A 15,953-nucleotide genomic window follows, 5' to 3' on the forward strand; every position below is an offset into this window, starting at 1 on the left:
TGTCCGGTTTTTTTGATCTTATCGGATTCTCACTTCTGTCTCACTGTCAAAGAAATGGCCTTTATTCATATCAAATGCAACCGTCAGTTCATCGCCCGATTGAATATCGAGGCGGGCGTCGATCCGCGCAATAAAGTCTTGGTTGTCGATCTGCGAATAAATCATGATTTCAGAACCGAGCAGCTCTGCAACATTGATTTTCGCCTTAATCGAAGAGTTCTTATATGATTCGACGACAATCAATTCATCATGTATATCCTCAGGACGGATGCCAAAGATGACCTCTTTGCCGATATAGCCTTTTTCACGCAGCACTTTCATTTTTCCTTCCGGGACGGTTAATGCCGCAGAACCGATTTTGATTAAGCCATCCGTGAGCTTCCCTTTGAAAAAGTTCATCGCCGGTGATCCGATAAACCCGCCGACAAAGACGTTTTCAGGGAATTCATAAACATCCTTCGGCGTCCCGATCTGCTGAATTTTCCCATCTTTCATGACTACAATCCGTGTCGCCATCGTCAGCGCTTCTGTCTGGTCATGCGTCACATAAATCGTAGTAGTCTGCAGTCTCTGGTGGAGCTTAATGATTTCCGCCCGCATTTGCACCCTCAGCTTCGCGTCCAGGTTTGACAAAGGCTCATCCATCAGGAACACCTTTGCATCCCGCACGATTGCCCGGCCCAGCGCAACCCGCTGTCTCTGTCCGCCTGACAGCGCTTTCGGTTTACGGTGCAAATATTCCTCCAGCCCGAGAATTTTAGCGGCTTCTTCTACTCTTTTTTTGATTTCAGGCTTCGGCATTTTCCGAAGCTTGAGCCCGAACGCGATATTATCGTAGACCGTCATATGCGGATAGAGCGCGTAGTTCTGAAATACCATCGCGATATCCCTGTCCTTTGGCGCTACATCATTGACCCGTTTTCCTTCAATATAAAAATCGCCTTTCGAAATTTCTTCAAGTCCTGCGACCATTCGCAGCGTCGTTGATTTCCCGCAGCCGGACGGGCCGACGAATACGATAAATTCCTTATCGGCAATATGAAGGTTAAAGTCATCAACCGCCGGTTCCTTTTGATCATAAAATTTATAAATATGCTCCATCCGCAATTCAGCCATCTAACATCCCCCTTTGTTATTGTAAACGCTTTCTTATATTGAGTGTAACAGCAATTCCCTCTCGCTAAAATGGGCAGCGTTCATAAAATCACCCAGCCATTTTTCGTGCATATTTCCAATTTATTCTGAACTTTCATTTTGCAGGCAGATAAAATAGGCAAGAAGCGCGCCTTTGTACGATTTGATATCTATCCCTGACCGCTCAATAAATTTATCAATCCGATATTGCAGGCTGTTGCGATGCAGATGCAGCTTTTTCGCTGTTAATGTGACGTTTGAGTTGTTTTCAATAAACAGCTTAATGGTCTTCCTTAGCTCAGCTTCACTTCCAAATAAAAGCTCAGCTTCTTCAGAGAGCAGCGTTTCCAGTTTTTCTTTTTCTTTTTCTAATAATAGAAAAGGAAAGATCATCTCAAAGGTCACACTCTGCACCTGAGGCAGCCGTTTTTCAGCAAACAGGAAATACGCCTGTTCACGAGCATAATGTTTTCGCAGACACTCATCCGGCTCGTAAAATCTTCCGGCGTAAAAACGGACACTGAAGTAGAAATCACTTTCAAGAACCTTTGCGAGCGATTCCAGTTCGCCCTTCTCCGCCGCCGCTTCACTTTCCTGCTCGACAATCACGCCTCTGTCCTCATGGATCCACACAATCACAAAAGACACCGGCCAAAAATGGCGAACCGCTTCCGTAAAGGACGTCCTTTCTATTTTGCCGAACAAATGAAAGTGAACAAATCTCGTCCGTTTCTTTATGTACGCCGGCAATTCCCCTTTGGAAAAAAGGAACGAAAACCACTTGTTTTCCTCAGGTGATTTCATAGACATTTGATTGCCCTCATCCGCAGGCGTCAAAAATGCCTGCAGCACCAATACTTCTTTTTCACTGATCTCTGTTTTCGGAATGGAGATATATCTCTGATTGCTCTCATCAAAAAAACATAGACAGCCTTCCCTTATGCAAAGCTCCTCAGACACAATCGAACCGGGATAAATAGCCAGCAGCGATTTCATAGAGTCTCCTCTCTTATGTAAGGATCTGTATATTCAGTATAAGGCGAAACACACATGTTCTCCACTAAAAAAGAGTATATCCGGTATAGATAGACGAGAAACTGAAAGGGAAACCTCATTCGTTTACATATTGGCTTCAGCGGAAATAGAAGAAGACATGCAGGACCAAAGGAGGGTCATCTTATGAGTTTCGAAACGTTAAACAAAAGTTTTATCAACGGAAAATGGACTGGGGGAGAAAGCGGACGTACGGAGGACATTTTGAATCCGTATGACCAGTCTGTGATCACAACAGCATCTTTGGCAACGGGCAAACAGCTTGAGGATGCGTTTGACATTGCACAGAAAGCCCAAAAAGAGTGGACCAAGAGCACGACGGAAGACCGAAAAGCCGTGCTGCAAAAAGCGCGCGGCTATTTACACGAAAACCGTGATGACATCATTATGATGATCGCCCGCGAAACTGGCGGAACGATCATTAAATCAACAATCGAGCTGGAACAAACGATTGCGATTTTAGATGAAGCCATGACGTATACTGGTGAATTAGGCGGCGTCAAAGAGGTGCCATCCGACATTGAAGGGAAAACCAATAAGATTTACCGCCTTCCGCTTGGTGTCATTTCATCGATTTCTCCATTTAATTTTCCGATGAATTTATCTATGAGATCCATTGCGCCCGCAATTGCGCTGGGTAACAGTGTTGTTCACAAGCCTGATATCCAAACCGCTCTTTCCGGCGGGACCATCATTGCGAAAGCGTTTGAACACGCCGGTCTTCCTGACGGTGTCCTTAACGTCATGCTGACGGATGTAAGGGAAATCGGGGACGGCATGCTCACCAATCCAATCCCGAGATTAATCAGCTTTACAGGATCAACAGCAGTCGGGCGCCACATCGGTGAAATCGCCGGGCGTGCCTTCAAACGAATGGCACTTGAGCTCGGCGGCAACAATCCATTTGCCGTTCTTTCAGATGCGGATGTCGATCGTGCTGTGGATGCCGCGATTTTCGGAAAATTTATTCACCAGGGACAAATCTGTATGATTATCAACAGGATCATCGTTCATCAAGATGTATACGATGAGTTTGCAGAAAAATTCACCGCCCGTGTCAAACAGCTTCCGTACGGCGATCAAACCGATCCGAAAACCGTTGTCGGCCCGCTGATCAACGAGCGCCAAATCGAGAAAGCGCTGGAGATCATTGAGCAGGCAAAGGCAGACGGCATTGAGCTTGCGGTTGAAGGAAAACGCGTCGGAAACGTGCTGACGCCGTACGTCTTTGTCGGTGCGGACAACAACAGCAAAATTGCCCAAACGGAGCTGTTTGCCCCAATCGCAACCATTATTAAAGCTGGCAGCGACCAGGAAGCGATTGACATGGCAAATGATACTGAATACGGTCTCAGCTCTGCGGTTTTCACTTCTGATTTAGAAAAAGGCGAAAAGTTCGCCCTGCAAATTGACAGCGGCATGACCCATGTCAACGACCAGTCCGTCAATGATTCGCCGAATATTGCCTTTGGCGGCAACAAAGCAAGCGGTGTCGGCCGTTTCGGCAATCCGTGGGTCGTCGAGGAATTTACCGTGACGAAATGGATTTCGATACAGAAGCAATACCGCAAATATCCGTTCTAAATGAAAAAATCCCTCTGTTTCAAGTACAGAGGGATTTTTCTTTATTTAGATATATCCACAAACCCTTCGCCAAACACATCGCGTACGTCATGTACGATCACAAACGCTTTTTTGTCGCAGCTTCTAATGATTTTTTTCAGCATAGACAGCTCCTGTTTGTTAATGACGATATACAAAATCTCTTTTGACTGGCCCGTATAATTTCCCTTCCCTGATAAAATCGTCACGCCCCGATCCATCAAGGTATTTACCTGCTCTGCAATCTCACTCTTATTTTCTGAAATGACCGTAATGGCTTTTTTCGTATTCAAACCTTCAATAATGAAGTCCATCACTTTGGTACCGATATACAGCATCACGATCGTAAACATCATTTTTTCTGCACCAATAATAAAATAAGAGCTAAATACTACGATTAAATCAAAAAACAAGAGCGCATAGCTGATATTCCAGTCTAAATATTTATTAGCAATTCTGGCCAAAATTGCGGAACCGGCTGTCGTCCCGCCGACCCGGATAATCATGCCGATCCCGACTCCCGCAAATACACCTGCGAAAATCGTATTAATGATCAATTCATCAGACGGAATGCTCCACCCATGTGTCAGATGAAGAAAAAGCGAATTTGCCGCAACCGCAATGATCGTATAAACCGTTGTTTTTCCATCCAGAAACTTGTAGCCGATTAAAAGCAAAAACGCATTTAAGATAAAGTTCGTGACACCAGGAGACCATTGAAACAGATAATACAATATCAGCGTAATCCCAGTGACTCCGCCTTCCCCAAGATCATTGGGAATCGCAAATAAATTAACCGCAAGCGCGAAGAAAAAAGCGCCAATCACAAGCATAAGTACATCCAACATTCTCTTTTTCATCACGAAAACACTCCTTCTCATTGTTCTGTTCTAGCAAATAAAAAAACCCAGGAGAACGCTCTCGAAAAAGAGCAGAAACTCCTGGGCTTTTATCCCACCGTGTCATAACAGCCAAGCTGCTATGTGTTTTCTCTCGGTCACAGTCCAATTTGCATTGCGGAACCCTAGAAAACCACTGTTTTTATCATATCCTTTTCACTTTCCAATATTAGCATTATAAGGGACGGTTCGAATTGGTTCAAGGGGTATTTACGGAGTTTTAATCGGTAAATTAATAGGAATAAAAAAGATGACTGCTGTTAATAAATGAAAAATTTGACCGATATGATACAAAGTACCTTTTTTAAGAAAAAACTAAAATAATATTTCTGATTTATCATTGACTACACAGAAATATATAGGCAAAATAGAATATATATTAAGCATTTAATTACATAGGAGGAAATATTATGTCAGGTAAACTAACACACTGTAAAGCTTGCGGTCAAGAGATTGCAAAGGGTGTTAAAAAATGTCCGAACTGCGGTAAAGACCAACGTAATTTTTTTATGAGACATAAAATCATTACGATCATTCTAGCGATAGTACTCATTATCATTATTGCAAACATTGGAAACAGCGGAGATTCTCAAGCTTCTACTACAACAACCAGCTCCGATTCTAAAAAGTCGACAAAAACAGTACAAAAGACCGATATAGAAAAACTATATACCAATGCCGATCAATTTAAAAATTATAAAGTTGATCTGTATGTAAAGGTTTTTGACGTTGAACAAGACGATGATGGTACATATCTCCAAGGCTACAATAATCCAGAAAAGTTAAGCAAAAATACGCTTATAATGAGCGACGACTCTGATTTAGACATTAAAGATGACGACATTATTCATGTAGTCGGTACAGTGAAAGACAAATATGATGGGGAAAACGCATTGGGCGGTTCTGTTTCAGCACCAAGAATCATTGCCGATTCCATTGAAAAAAGCGACTATGCAACAGCGTTTGCTCCTGCTAAAAAAACAATTAACGTGAATAAAACACAAAACCAGCACGGATTTGCACTCACGCTTCAAAAAGTTGAACTTGCTGAAAAAGAAACTCGCCTTTATGTAAAGATAGAAAACAAATCACAAGATGAAATCAGCTTTTATGACTTCAATGCCAAAATTACAGCTGATAATAAACAGATTGAGCCTAAATCTGACCTTTCTGAGTATCCTGAAATTCAAAGCGAAATCTTACCTGGGGTTAAAACTGAAGGGGTTATTGTTTTCCCTAAAATCGATAGCAAAACAGCTAACGTCATTTTAGAAGGATCTTCCGAAAACTATGATATTACAATCAATCCATTTACATTTGAAATAAACTTAGATAAATAAAAAGAAGGGCTAGGGAAAACCCTGCCCTTCTTTTTATGATTTTACACTCTTATACCCATTCACATTTGAAGACTGCCATCTCCAGGAATCAGCACACATTTCCTCAAGGCCGCGTTTCGCTTCCCAGCCCAGTTCCCGCTTGGCTTTCGCAGGATCTGCAAAGCATGTGGCGATGTCTCCCGGACGGCGGTCCGCAAAACGGTACGGAACCTCTTTCCCTGACACTTTTTCAAAGGCTTTGACCATTTCAAGTACGCTGTAGCCTGTGCCTGTTCCAAGGTTGTATGCATCGGCTCCTGTAGAGTTCAATACTTTTTCCAGCGCCTTGACGTGGCCTTCTGCGAGATCAACGACGTGAATATAATCGCGTACGCCTGTCCCGTCTTTTGTCGGATAGTCATTTCCAAATACGTTTAATTGCTCAAGCTTCCCGACTGCTACCTGTGCCACATACGGCATAAGGTTATTTGGGATTCCGTTCGGGTCTTCACCGATCCGTCCGCTTGGATGCGCGCCGAACGGGTTAAAGTAACGAAGCAGCGCAACGCTCCACTCATTGTCGGCTGTATGCAAATCACGCAATATTTGTTCAAGTATGAGCTTCGTCTGCCCATAAGGGTTTGTCGCACCTAATGGAAAGTCTTCCGTAATCGGCGATGTTTCCGGAACGCCGTACACTGTCGCAGATGAACTGAATACGATTTTCTTGACGCCGAATTTCTCCATGGCCTCGCATAAAATAAACGTTCCTGTCAGATTGTTATGATAATATTTGAGCGGAATCGCCACAGATTCACCGACTGCTTTTAACCCAGCAAAATGAATCACAGCTTCGATTTCATTTTCAGCAAAAACCGCATCTACCGCTTCCCGGTCCAATAAATCCGCTTCGTAGAACGTTAAATCTTTTCCCGTAATCTCCTTGACACGGTTCAGCGCCTCAGCCGAACTGTTGGACAGATTATCAAGAACAACAATCTCGTAGCCGCTGTTCAATAATTCAACACATGTGTGGCTGCCAATGTACCCGGCCCCGCCAGTAACAAGTATTGCCATGATGTAAACCCTCCTAAAAAATGACCTGTTTTCATTATATAGTGTTTAGAACCGGTCCACATCCATTTTTAAGAAGTTTAATCGTTTATTAATAGTTTCTTCATATATTATTAGCATTTTCATACCTTTATGCAGCGAGCAAGTATAGAGCTGAAAAATCAATCTGCCGGTTGACGTTTTTCTTTCCTATTTTCGCTATGCTTAATGCAGAAAGGATTTGATGACATGGCGATGAGCCCTTATATTTTTATTGTATTGATTCTTATTATTTTATCGATGTATCGAGAAAGAACGGTAAAGCCCGGAAAGTTGCTGATCATTCCACTGTTGCTCTTATGGGGCGTATCTGCATCGTTTCAGCCGGCGTATTTTCATTCCGTATTACATGTGGCGATCAGCGGCATTTTATTACTGATCGGGCTGGTCTGCGGGTTTGGCATTGGAAAGATGGTAAACGTGCGGATTCACCCAGATACCGGAAAGATCACTTCACGCGGCTCACTTGGGAGTGTTATCCTCATTCTAGTGATACTTTCTTTGCGCATGGCCGCGAGAACATGGCTGCCTGAGAGCAACGAGATGTTTATTGCCATTATTCATTCTATGTTCTTCGTTCCCCTCGGCACCATCACAGCCCGCAACATCATGCTTTACAAAGCATACAGACGGCTGACCGCCGGCAAAGTATCCATTCAATAACCGAAAGAAGGACCAGCATGAACGGACAATCTCCGGCTCGGCACTACAAGAAGCTTGTGCCGAGCCTTATTCTCATTTTGAATTGCATACAATTTTTATCTCATCCAACTAAGGCTGATCCCATTTTGTTAGCATTTGTATTTGCGGTATACTTAGCATTCATTTGGATCATTCCCTATGTGGTATCCACTGCTGTTAGTTTGAGCATATTCATCGGACTCTGGCTCCTGACCGATTTCTTTTGGGCTGTTTCCGGCCAAGAGCAGGGTGCCGCCTATTTTTTGATTGTATTTTTAATGATATATGCCGCCTTTAGACTCCCTTCACGGCTATCCTTGATCTTCACAGCATGTTTAATTGGAGGCAACATATTACTCCTATCCTCACATGGAGGAAGCTTGAATACCATCATCAGCAACATCTCGATCATGATCGGACTCTACGTCTTCTTCTCCTCCATGCGTTTCAGACGAGAAGCAAGAAGGGAGGCTGAACGGAATCATGCTGAATTGGCAAAAATGCATGTGCAGCTGGAGCATGCTCATAAAGAACTCCAGAAAGCGCATGCAGAGCTGCAGGAGGCTTCTGTTCTTTCATTAAGGTACGCGGTCCTTGAGGAACGTACAAGAATCGCCCGCGACATTCATGACAGCATCGGTCACGAGCTGACTTCTGTGATTGTTCAGCTTCAATCTCTTCCCTATATACTCAAAAGCAGCAAGGAGGATTCAGAAAAAGTCATTCAAAATGTACTGAGTGTCGCCAGGGAATGTCTTCAAGAGGTACGGTCTGTCGTTCACCAAATGGGCCGTAGTGAATCGATGGTGGGGCTTACCGCTTTGCGGGGGCTCATTCATCAAGTGGAGGAACGGAGCGGCTTGCACGTTTCTTTAGATACTGCCGGACTGTCAGAAGAGTCTTGGCCTCCAAACGTGAGCGAAACGATCTACCGCATCTTGCAGGAAGCGCTGACCAATATCATTCGTCACGCCGATGCTTCCCATGCGGCGGCCGTCATTTCTAACGACAAGTCCCATCTCTATGTCACAATCACCGACGACGGACAATTCACCGGCAGCCTTACTTATGGATTTGGCCTGACAGGAATGAAAGAGCGCGCAGAAAAAGCAGGCGGTTCCCTTACTTTCAGTGCCGTACAGCCGAGCGGCCTGAAAATTGAGCTGTCATTGCCGCTCATGACAACGAATAAGGAGCAAAAAGATGAACAAAGATAAAATACGCGTCGCGCTTGCCGATGATCAGCCGCTTGTGCGTGAAGGCTTCCGCTACGTCATCAACGCACAGACGGATATGACAGTTTCTGGCGAGGCCGGCGACGGTCACGATATTATAGCACTCGCAAAACAAACAAAACCCGATGTCATCCTCATGGATGTCCAGATGCCGCATTGCTCAGGCATCGAAGCGGCGAAAGACATTATGTCCGCACTTCCAGATACAAAGATAGTCATTTTAACCACCTTTGACACGGAAGAATACGTATTTGAAGGCATCCGTGCGGGCGCAGTCGGCTATCTGCTGAAGGATACACTTCCTGAGGAGTTGATAGATGCGATTCGCGCTGCGGCGAGAGGCGAGGCGATTTTCCGTACAGTCACAGCTGCTAAAATTATCAGTGAGACATTTCGAGCGAAGCAACAGCCCCATGCCGAAGAACTGGCAGAGCCGTTCACCAAAAGAGAGCTTGAGGTTCTTCAGCAAATGGCCTACGGATTGAGAAATGAGGATATTGCTGAAAAGCTTTTCGTCAGTGAAAGCACTGTGAAAACCCACGTGCACCGCATCCTGCAAAAATGCAATGCCCAAGACCGGACACAGGCAGTCGTATTTGCCATTCGAAACGGTATTGTGCAATAGAAATCTCTCATCCCGCCATGCTAAAATAAGACAAAGGAGATGATTGGAAATGAAAGAAGAAATCATTGAACGGTTTACTACATATGTAAAAGTCGACACACAGTCCGATGAATCCGTTGACACTTGTCCTTCCACACCCGGCCAATTGACATTAGGAAACATGCTCGTTGATGAATTGAAGTCCATCGGCATGCAGGATGCAGCCATTGATGAAAACGGCTATGTCATGGCAACTCTTCCCTCCAATACTGAAAAAGACGTGCCGACAATCGGCTTTCTCGCTCACGTCGACACCGCTACAGACTTTACCGGCAAAAACGTGAATCCGCAAATCATCGAAAGCTATGATGGAAAAGACATCGTTCTCAACAAGCAGCTGCAGGTCACCCTGTCACCTGATCAATTCCCTGAGCTGTCCGGCTATAAGGGCCATACACTCATCACCACAGACGGCACCACCCTTCTCGGCGCAGACAATAAGGCCGGTATCGCTGAAATCATGACAGCCATGGATTACCTCATCAAACACCCTGAAATCAAGCACGGCACAATCAGAGTCGCCTTTACGCCTGATGAAGAAATCGGAAGAGGGCCGCACAAATTTGATGTGAAACGGTTCAATGCATCCTTTGCCTACACGGTTGACGGCGGGCCGCTCGGCGAGCTTGAATACGAAAGCTTCAATGCCGCTGCCGCAAAAATTACGATTAAAGGCAACAACGTACATCCCGGAACAGCTAAAGGGAAAATGATCAACTCTGCGAAAATCGCGATGAAGCTGAACAGCCTGCTGCCGGCAGACGAAGCGCCTGAATATACGGAAGGCTATGAAGGCTTCTATCACCTGCTGTCGATTCAAGGAGACGTAGAGGAAACAAAGCTCCACTACATTATTAGAGACTTTGACAAAGAGAATTTCCAAAACAGAAAAGAAACAATGAAGCGTGCCGTTGAAGAACTTCAAAACGAATACGGGCAAGACCGGATTCTGCTGGATATGAACGACCAATACTACAACATGAGAGAGAAAATTGAACCTGTCATCGAAATCGTCAACATTGCCAAGCAAGCGATGGAAAACCTCGGCATCGAACCGAAGATTTCCCCCATCCGCGGCGGCACCGACGGATCGCAGCTGTCCTACATGGGGCTTCCGACGCCAAACATCTTTACAGGCGGGGAAAACTTCCACGGCAAATTTGAATACATCTCAGTTGATAATATGGTCAAAGCCGTAAATGTCATCGTTGAGATTGCAAAGCAGTTTGAAGCGCAAGCCTAATGCCAAAAGCCAGTCCAAAAAAGGACTGGCTTTTTTGTGTGAAAATGAAACATTTTAAACGCGTCCTCCGTAAAACAAGTATCAACAAATGAGGAGGAAAAACAATGACAAAACATGCAATCGCTGCAAAGAGTCTCTTGAAAAAATGGATCATTTCCAGGCCGCTTAACATGCAAAAGAAATCCAGCCCATTTCAAAAAATCAGAAAAATGTTCAAACGCTTCTTCAAATAAAACATTCAAATCCCCAAGATACAATCCGTATTCACCCGTACCGCCCAAATGCTCCGAAATTTGGGTTTTTTGTGTTCAATTCCGCAAAATAGGGTATAAACCAAACAAGCAAGAAAACAGCACCTAAAAACAGGTAATTTGAATTACGGAAACTTAGGTTAAAAGTTATATAAAGGAATTTATTTTATCGTCGATAGTAACTATAGAACCAATCATCAACAAGAGCAAACAGCGTGATTCAAGACTATTTTCAGGTCATAAGGTTATACTGTTTTAGAGGGACAGTTTCTTGTTATTTATTGATTTAGAATTTTTTGAATACTTTTTGGCATTTTATCCGTACAATAGAGAGTACCAAAACTTTTTTTGGGAGGTATGTAATATGATCCTATTTATTATCATCGCATTATGCGGCTATCTTCTTTTTTCTTTCAGCAAGGACAATCGCCGCAAACCGCAAAAGACAAGCCCTCTGCCAGCAGCCGCACCTCATCACAACAACCTAATCGACCTTGACGCCATCCGCCAAAAACGCCGGATGCATCTTTCCTAATTCTATATTTCAAACGAAAAGGCTGCTGAATCACGCAGCCTTTTAAAATTGTTTTGATTTAGAGCCTGAAACCTTTTCGCCACCTATCCGTAATTTCATACAAGGCAAACCCAAAGGAGACTTCAGCAATGATCGAGTTATTTATGAAACAAAAAATGTTCTCATTTAAAGATGCATTTCACATTTATGACCGGGATGAACAAGAAACATTCAAGGTGGAGGGGCGTTTTTTCTCGTTAGGAGACTCATTACAAATGACAGACTCATCTGGGAAAACGCTCGTTTCCATAGAACAAAAACTAATGTCTTTATTGCCGCGCTATGAGATTTCAATTGGCGGGAAAACAGTTTGTGAGGTAACGAAGAAAGTAACGTTTTTCAAACCGAAATTTGTGATTTCCGGGCTTAACTGGGAAATCGATGGTGATTTATGGAGGGATGAATTCCAGCTGACGGACGGGGAAAATGTCCGGATGTCAGTGAGCAAAAAGTGGCTAAGCTGGGGTGATTCCTATCACTTGGAGATTGCAAACGAGGAAGATGTTCTGATTTGCACTGCCATCGCTATCGTGCTTGATATGGTTTTATATAACGATGAAGATGAAAGTATTCTCTAAAAAGCATTGACAATTGATCCAAAAGTAATAATATTAAGATAATTGAAATCTGAATATGAAGTTATACCTTATCAAGAGAGGTGGAGGGACTGGCCCTATGATACCCGGCAACCGCTGTTTCAAACAGAATGGTGCTAAATCCTTAAGAACATTGCGTTCTTGCAGATGAGGCGGAGATTTGATCGTTCAAGCTCTTCCTTACACAAAGGAAGAGCTTTTTACATGCTCAATATTTCAGAAAAGAGGCGAATAACATGGCTCAACAAACGAATGTTGCAGGACAAAAAACAGAAAAACAACGCAAAGCACCTTTCCGCGCCGATCATGTCGGCAGTTTGCTTCGTTCCGTTCCGGTAAAGCAAGCCCGGCAAAAAAAAGCGGCTGGTGAGATGACAGCAGAACAGCTTCGTGATATCGAAAATCAAGAGATCATCCGCATCGTGGAAAAACAAAAAGAAATCGGTCTCGATGTGGTAACAGACGGGGAATTCCGGCGTTCTTGGTGGCATTATGACTTCCTGGAAGGGCTTGACGGTGTGGAACCGTTCATCCCGGCTAAGGGGATTCAGTTCCATAACACAAAAACGAAAGCGCGCAGCATCAAAGTGACGGGAAAACTCGATTTTACGAGCCACCCAGCGCTTGCTGATTATCAATTTTTACATGAGATTGCCGGTAACGCGACGCCAAAATTGACCATTCCCAGCCCAAATATGCTGTTTTTTGGCGAAAAAGCGGATAAAGGGATTTATGACGATCAAGAGGAATATTTTCATGATCTGGCCCAAGCGTACAAAAAAGCAATCAAAGCCTTCTATGATGCTGGCTGCCGTTATCTCCAGCTCGATGATACGTCATGGTCTCTCTTCTTTGAGGAAAAAGGCAGAGAGGTTGTCCGGGCGCTCGGCGGCGATCCAGAAACATTGCCTGCCTTGTTTGCCAAAACGATTAACGATGCAGTGGCAGACCGGCCTGGCGATTTAACGATCACAATGCACATTTGCCGCGGCAACTTCCGCTCAACCTGGGCGGCATCAGGAGGGTACGACGCTGTAGCGGAAACGATTTTGGACGGCTTAAACCTTGACGGCCTGTTCTTGGAATACGATGATGACCGCTCCGGAAACTTTGATCCGCTCCGTTTTGTGAAGCGCAAGGATCTGCAAATTGTGCTCGGCTTGATCACATCGAAATACGGCGAGCTTGAAAATCCTGAGGATGTGAAACGCCGTATCAATGAAGCCGCGCGTTTTGTCAGCTTGGACCAGCTATGCCTGAGCCCGCAGTGCGGTTTCGCCTCTACAGAAGAAGGCAACCTTCTGACAGAGGAGCAGCAATGGGCAAAGCTTCGCCATGTCATCGACATTGCCAACGATGTGTGGAGATAATCTATCATTGACAGAAATAGAAAATGTGTGAATAATAGATACTATCAGAAAATTTCATAAAAAGGTTTTCCTTATCAAGAGAGGTGGAGGGACTGGCCCTGCGATACCCGGCAACCGCTGTTTAACAGAATGGTGCTAAATCCTTTAGAGCAATGATTGCTCTTGAAGATAAGGTTGAGATTGTCACGCAAGCTCTTCCTTATCCAAAGGAAGAGCTTTTTTATATTTGAATGGAAAGAAGGAATGGACAACATGTCACAACAAACAACACCCGCAGAACAAAAATCACTTCAAAGAAAAAAACCGCCGTTTCGCGCGGATCAAGTCGGAAGCCTGTTGAGATCTGAGCCCGTTAAAAAAGCGCGGCTGCAAAAAGCGGCCGGCGAAATTACGGCTGAGCAGCTTCGCCAAATTGAAAACGATGAAATCATCCGCATTGTGGAAAAACAGAAGGAAACCGGCCTGAACGTCGTGACAGACGGTGAATTCCGCAGAGCGTGGTGGCACTTTGATTTCCTGGAAAACTTAGATGGCGTTGAGCCGTTTACTCCTGAGCAAGGCATTCAATTCCATAACGTACAGACAAAAGCACGTGGCATTAAAGTCACAGGCGATATCGACTTTTCAACTCACCCAATGCTTGAAGATTATTCATTTCTCCATAGCATTGCCGGTGACGCAACGCCAAAGATGACGATTCCAAGCCCGAATATGCTGTTTTTCCGCGGAAAACTGGAAAAGGATGCGTATAAAAAAGATTATCACCTTTTCCAGCATGATGTATCCAAAGCATATAAAAAAGCGATTCAAGCGTTTTATGACAGAGGCTGCCGCTACCTCCAGCTTGATGATACAGCGTGGGCCGTTTTCTTATCAGAAAAAGGCTTAAAACAAATCGAAGCGTTCGGAACAACGCCTGATGAGCTTCGCCAGCTGTTTGCGAAATCTATTAACGACGCGATTGCAGACCGCCCGGATGACTTGACGGTAACCATGCATATTTGCCGCGGCAACTTCCAGTCCACTTGGACAGCGGAAGGCGGCTATGACGCAGCAGCCGAAACCATTTTTGACGGCTTGAATCTTGACGGACTTTTCTTAGAGTATGATGATTCACGCTCAGGCGGATTTGAGCCGCTCCGTTACGTAAAACGGTCTGATCTTCAGCTTGTTCTTGGCTTAGTGACATCTAAATTCGGTGAGCTTGAAAATCCGGATGACGTGAAACGCCGTATCGAAGAAGCATCCCGTTATGTAAGCTTAGACCAGCTTTGCCTCAGCCCTCAATGCGGATTCGCTTCAACTGAGGAAGGCAATAAGCTGACTGAAGAACAGCAATGGGCGAAGCTCCGCCATGTGGTTGAGATCGCTAATGATGTTTGGAAATAAGCAAAGAAAAAACACACTTGATTCCCTAGCGGAGCAAGTGTGTTTTTTATGTCATTGTGCGGTGTAGCCCCCATCAAGGACGACAGCCTGCCCAGTGACGCCCTTCGCCTTCTCACTTGCCAAAAACACGGCATAATCCGCAATTTCCTTGACGGAAAGCAGTCGCTTTTGCGGCACAAGCGGAAAAATGACTTGTTCAAGTACAGAGTCGTAAGGGACATTTCTAGTTTTCGATAGATCGCTAAGCTGATTGCGTACAAGCTGGGTATCGACATAACCCGGACAGAGCGCATTGACTGTTATGCCGTGGGGCGCGCCTTCCAGCGCCCCTACTTTTGTGAGTCCAATGACGCCGTGCTTGGCGCTATTATAAGCGGATTTCCCTGCAAAGCCGACTAATCCATTAACAGACGCGATATTAATGATTCTGCCAAACTGCTGTTTTTTCATGATCGGAAAAACATGCTTCATTGCAATAAAGGGGGCCGTCAGCATGACCTTGATCAGCTGTTCAAAGGTGTCTGTCGGAAACTCTTCAATCGGAGCGACGTGCTGAATACCGGCATTGTTCACCAGAATATCCAAGCGGCCGTATTGTTTTTGGATGACGTTCACCGTATCAGCAACTTGCGCTTCCTTTGTCACATCATACGGAATGGCCGCCGCGTCAAAGCCTTCTTCTGCAAGCTTGGAGGCTGCTTTTTCACATGCTTCCGGACGGAGGTCTGAAACGATGACGCTGGCACCTTCCCGGGCGAATTCTCTTGCCATTTCGAATCCGATTCCGCCGGCAGCCCCTGTCACCAAAGCGACTTGTTTTCTCATGTCAA

The 15,953-nt window shown here is 44.7% G+C and carries 16 protein-coding genes and 3 riboswitches; of the genes, 11 read left to right on the top strand and 5 right to left on the bottom strand.

Translation table 11 applies throughout. The features are described 5' to 3' along the window. Positions 1–18: 18 nt before the first annotated feature. Together msmX and AC07VD_RS04130 are read right to left on the bottom strand one after the other, a co-directional pair. On the bottom strand, positions 19–1,116 hold the full coding sequence (gene msmX / locus AC07VD_RS04125; protein WP_003242648.1) for a maltodextrin ABC transporter ATP-binding protein MsmX: 1,098 nt from the start codon (positions 1,114–1,116) through the stop codon (positions 19–21). A gap of 120 nt (positions 1,117–1,236) precedes the next feature. After that, positions 1,237–2,130: a PucR family transcriptional regulator gene (locus AC07VD_RS04130; protein WP_494721529.1), complete on the bottom strand. Its 894-nt coding sequence runs from the start codon at positions 2,128–2,130 to the stop codon at positions 1,237–1,239. Positions 2,131–2,313: 183 nt separating this feature from the next. On the opposite strand from AC07VD_RS04130, the gene AC07VD_RS04135 reads away from it, so the two are divergent. After that, positions 2,314–3,771 carry an aldehyde dehydrogenase family protein gene (locus AC07VD_RS04135; protein WP_217017294.1) on the top strand — a complete coding sequence of 486 codons (1,458 nt, stop codon included), beginning with the start codon at positions 2,314–2,316 and terminating at the stop codon, positions 3,769–3,771. A gap of 41 nt (positions 3,772–3,812) precedes the next feature. On the opposite strand, the gene AC07VD_RS04140 is transcribed toward AC07VD_RS04135, so the two are convergent. Beyond that, complete coding sequence (locus AC07VD_RS04140) at positions 3,813–4,649, bottom strand: YitT family protein (protein WP_003242615.1); 837 nt, start codon at positions 4,647–4,649, stop codon at positions 3,813–3,815. A gap of 76 nt (positions 4,650–4,725) precedes the next feature. After that, positions 4,726–4,828: riboswitch (guanidine-I (ykkC/yxkD leader) on the bottom strand. Between the two features lie 270 nt (positions 4,829–5,098). Here AC07VD_RS04140 and AC07VD_RS04145 point away from each other — a divergent pair. Further along, a complete protein-coding gene (locus AC07VD_RS04145; protein ID WP_021480973.1) occupies positions 5,099–6,028 on the top strand; it encodes a DUF4352 domain-containing protein in 930 nt (309 codons plus the stop codon). A gap of 33 nt (positions 6,029–6,061) precedes the next feature. Here the strand turns inward: AC07VD_RS04145 and galE are convergent, their stop codons facing one another. After that, complete coding sequence (gene galE, locus AC07VD_RS04150) at positions 6,062–7,084, bottom strand: UDP-glucose 4-epimerase GalE (protein ID WP_342819403.1); 1,023 nt, start codon at positions 7,082–7,084, stop codon at positions 6,062–6,064. A 225-nt stretch (positions 7,085–7,309) separates the two neighbouring features. Here galE and AC07VD_RS04155 point away from each other — a divergent pair, with 225 nt between their 5' ends. The 9 genes from AC07VD_RS04155 (at position 7,310) to AC07VD_RS04195 (ending at position 15,123) form a co-directional block, all read left to right on the top strand. Next, complete coding sequence (locus AC07VD_RS04155; RefSeq protein WP_342819402.1) at positions 7,310–7,783, top strand: CcdC protein domain-containing protein; 474 nt, start codon at positions 7,310–7,312, stop codon at positions 7,781–7,783. A 17-nt stretch (positions 7,784–7,800) separates the two neighbouring features. After that, positions 7,801–9,018: a two-component system sensor histidine kinase YxjM gene (gene yxjM / locus AC07VD_RS04160; protein WP_217017297.1), complete on the top strand. Its 1,218-nt coding sequence runs from the start codon at positions 7,801–7,803 to the stop codon at positions 9,016–9,018. Then, positions 9,005–9,661 carry a two-component system response regulator YxJL gene (gene yxjL / locus AC07VD_RS04165; RefSeq protein ID WP_071577813.1) on the top strand — a complete coding sequence of 219 codons (657 nt, stop codon included), beginning with the start codon at positions 9,005–9,007 and terminating at the stop codon, positions 9,659–9,661. Before yxjM ends, yxjL begins: the two co-directional genes overlap by 14 nt. 49 nt (positions 9,662–9,710) lie before the next feature. Continuing rightward, the gene (gene pepT / locus AC07VD_RS04170) at positions 9,711–10,943 is read left to right on the top strand and encodes a peptidase T (RefSeq protein WP_024571478.1); all 1,233 of its coding nucleotides are present in this window, start codon (positions 9,711–9,713) and stop codon (positions 10,941–10,943) included. Positions 10,944–11,047: 104 nt separating this feature from the next. Further along, a complete protein-coding gene (locus AC07VD_RS04175) occupies positions 11,048–11,176 on the top strand; it encodes a hypothetical protein (protein WP_003227241.1) in 129 nt (42 codons plus the stop codon). Between the two features lie 289 nt (positions 11,177–11,465). Next, positions 11,466–11,729, top strand: a complete 264-nt coding sequence (locus AC07VD_RS04180; protein WP_010886640.1) for a hypothetical protein — start codon at positions 11,466–11,468, stop codon at positions 11,727–11,729. Positions 11,730–11,857: 128 nt separating this feature from the next. After that, positions 11,858–12,346 carry an LURP-one-related/scramblase family protein gene (locus AC07VD_RS04185; protein ID WP_151869970.1) on the top strand — a complete coding sequence of 163 codons (489 nt, stop codon included), beginning with the start codon at positions 11,858–11,860 and terminating at the stop codon, positions 12,344–12,346. A gap of 65 nt (positions 12,347–12,411) precedes the next feature. After that, a riboswitch (SAM riboswitch) is annotated at positions 12,412–12,518 on the top strand. 82 nt (positions 12,519–12,600) lie between these two features. Next, positions 12,601–13,734, top strand: a complete 1,134-nt coding sequence (locus AC07VD_RS04190) for a 5-methyltetrahydropteroyltriglutamate--homocysteine S-methyltransferase (protein ID WP_494721528.1) — start codon at positions 12,601–12,603, stop codon at positions 13,732–13,734. Positions 13,735–13,802: 68 nt separating this feature from the next. After that, positions 13,803–13,909: riboswitch (SAM riboswitch) on the top strand. A gap of 77 nt (positions 13,910–13,986) precedes the next feature. Then, positions 13,987–15,123 carry a 5-methyltetrahydropteroyltriglutamate--homocysteine S-methyltransferase gene (locus AC07VD_RS04195; protein ID WP_124059440.1) on the top strand — a complete coding sequence of 379 codons (1,137 nt, stop codon included), beginning with the start codon at positions 13,987–13,989 and terminating at the stop codon, positions 15,121–15,123. 51 nt (positions 15,124–15,174) lie between these two features. Here AC07VD_RS04195 and AC07VD_RS04200 read toward each other — a convergent pair whose 3' ends face one another. Further along, positions 15,175–15,948, bottom strand: a complete 774-nt coding sequence (locus AC07VD_RS04200; RefSeq protein ID WP_014481333.1) for a 3-hydroxybutyrate dehydrogenase — start codon at positions 15,946–15,948, stop codon at positions 15,175–15,177. Between the last annotated feature and the right edge of the window lie 5 nt (positions 15,949–15,953).

This window comes from Bacillus sp. GW821-FHT01G09, assembly GCF_059422205.1.

What these genes read in the sequence shown, in the direction of transcription:
- yxjL (WP_071577813.1), top strand. Translation starts at nt 9,005, where the DNA reads ATGAACAAAGATAAAATACGCGTCGCGCTTGCCGATGATCAGCCGCTT.
- AC07VD_RS04145 (WP_021480973.1), top strand. Translation starts at nt 5,099, where the DNA reads ATGTCAGGTAAACTAACACACTGTAAAGCTTGCGGTCAAGAGATTGCA.
- AC07VD_RS04140 (WP_003242615.1), bottom strand. Translation starts at nt 4,649, where the DNA reads ATGAAAAAGAGAATGTTGGATGTACTTATGCTTGTGATTGGCGCTTTT.
- AC07VD_RS04195 (WP_124059440.1), top strand. Translation starts at nt 13,987, where the DNA reads ATGTCACAACAAACAACACCCGCAGAACAAAAATCACTTCAAAGAAAA.
- msmX (WP_003242648.1), bottom strand. Translation starts at nt 1,116, where the DNA reads ATGGCTGAATTGCGGATGGAGCATATTTATAAATTTTATGATCAAAAG.
- AC07VD_RS04130 (WP_494721529.1), bottom strand. Translation starts at nt 2,130, where the DNA reads ATGAAATCGCTGCTGGCTATTTATCCCGGTTCGATTGTGTCTGAGGAG.
- AC07VD_RS04135 (WP_217017294.1), top strand. Translation starts at nt 2,314, where the DNA reads ATGAGTTTCGAAACGTTAAACAAAAGTTTTATCAACGGAAAATGGACT.
- AC07VD_RS04200 (WP_014481333.1), bottom strand. Translation starts at nt 15,948, where the DNA reads ATGAGAAAACAAGTCGCTTTGGTGACAGGGGCTGCCGGCGGAATCGGA.
- AC07VD_RS04185 (WP_151869970.1), top strand. Translation starts at nt 11,858, where the DNA reads ATGATCGAGTTATTTATGAAACAAAAAATGTTCTCATTTAAAGATGCA.
- pepT (WP_024571478.1), top strand. Translation starts at nt 9,711, where the DNA reads ATGAAAGAAGAAATCATTGAACGGTTTACTACATATGTAAAAGTCGAC.
- yxjM (WP_217017297.1), top strand. Translation starts at nt 7,801, where the DNA reads ATGAACGGACAATCTCCGGCTCGGCACTACAAGAAGCTTGTGCCGAGC.
- galE (WP_342819403.1), bottom strand. Translation starts at nt 7,084, where the DNA reads ATGGCAATACTTGTTACTGGCGGGGCCGGGTACATTGGCAGCCACACA.
- AC07VD_RS04175 (WP_003227241.1), top strand. Translation starts at nt 11,048, where the DNA reads ATGACAAAACATGCAATCGCTGCAAAGAGTCTCTTGAAAAAATGGATC.
- AC07VD_RS04190 (WP_494721528.1), top strand. Translation starts at nt 12,601, where the DNA reads ATGGCTCAACAAACGAATGTTGCAGGACAAAAAACAGAAAAACAACGC.
- AC07VD_RS04155 (WP_342819402.1), top strand. Translation starts at nt 7,310, where the DNA reads ATGGCGATGAGCCCTTATATTTTTATTGTATTGATTCTTATTATTTTA.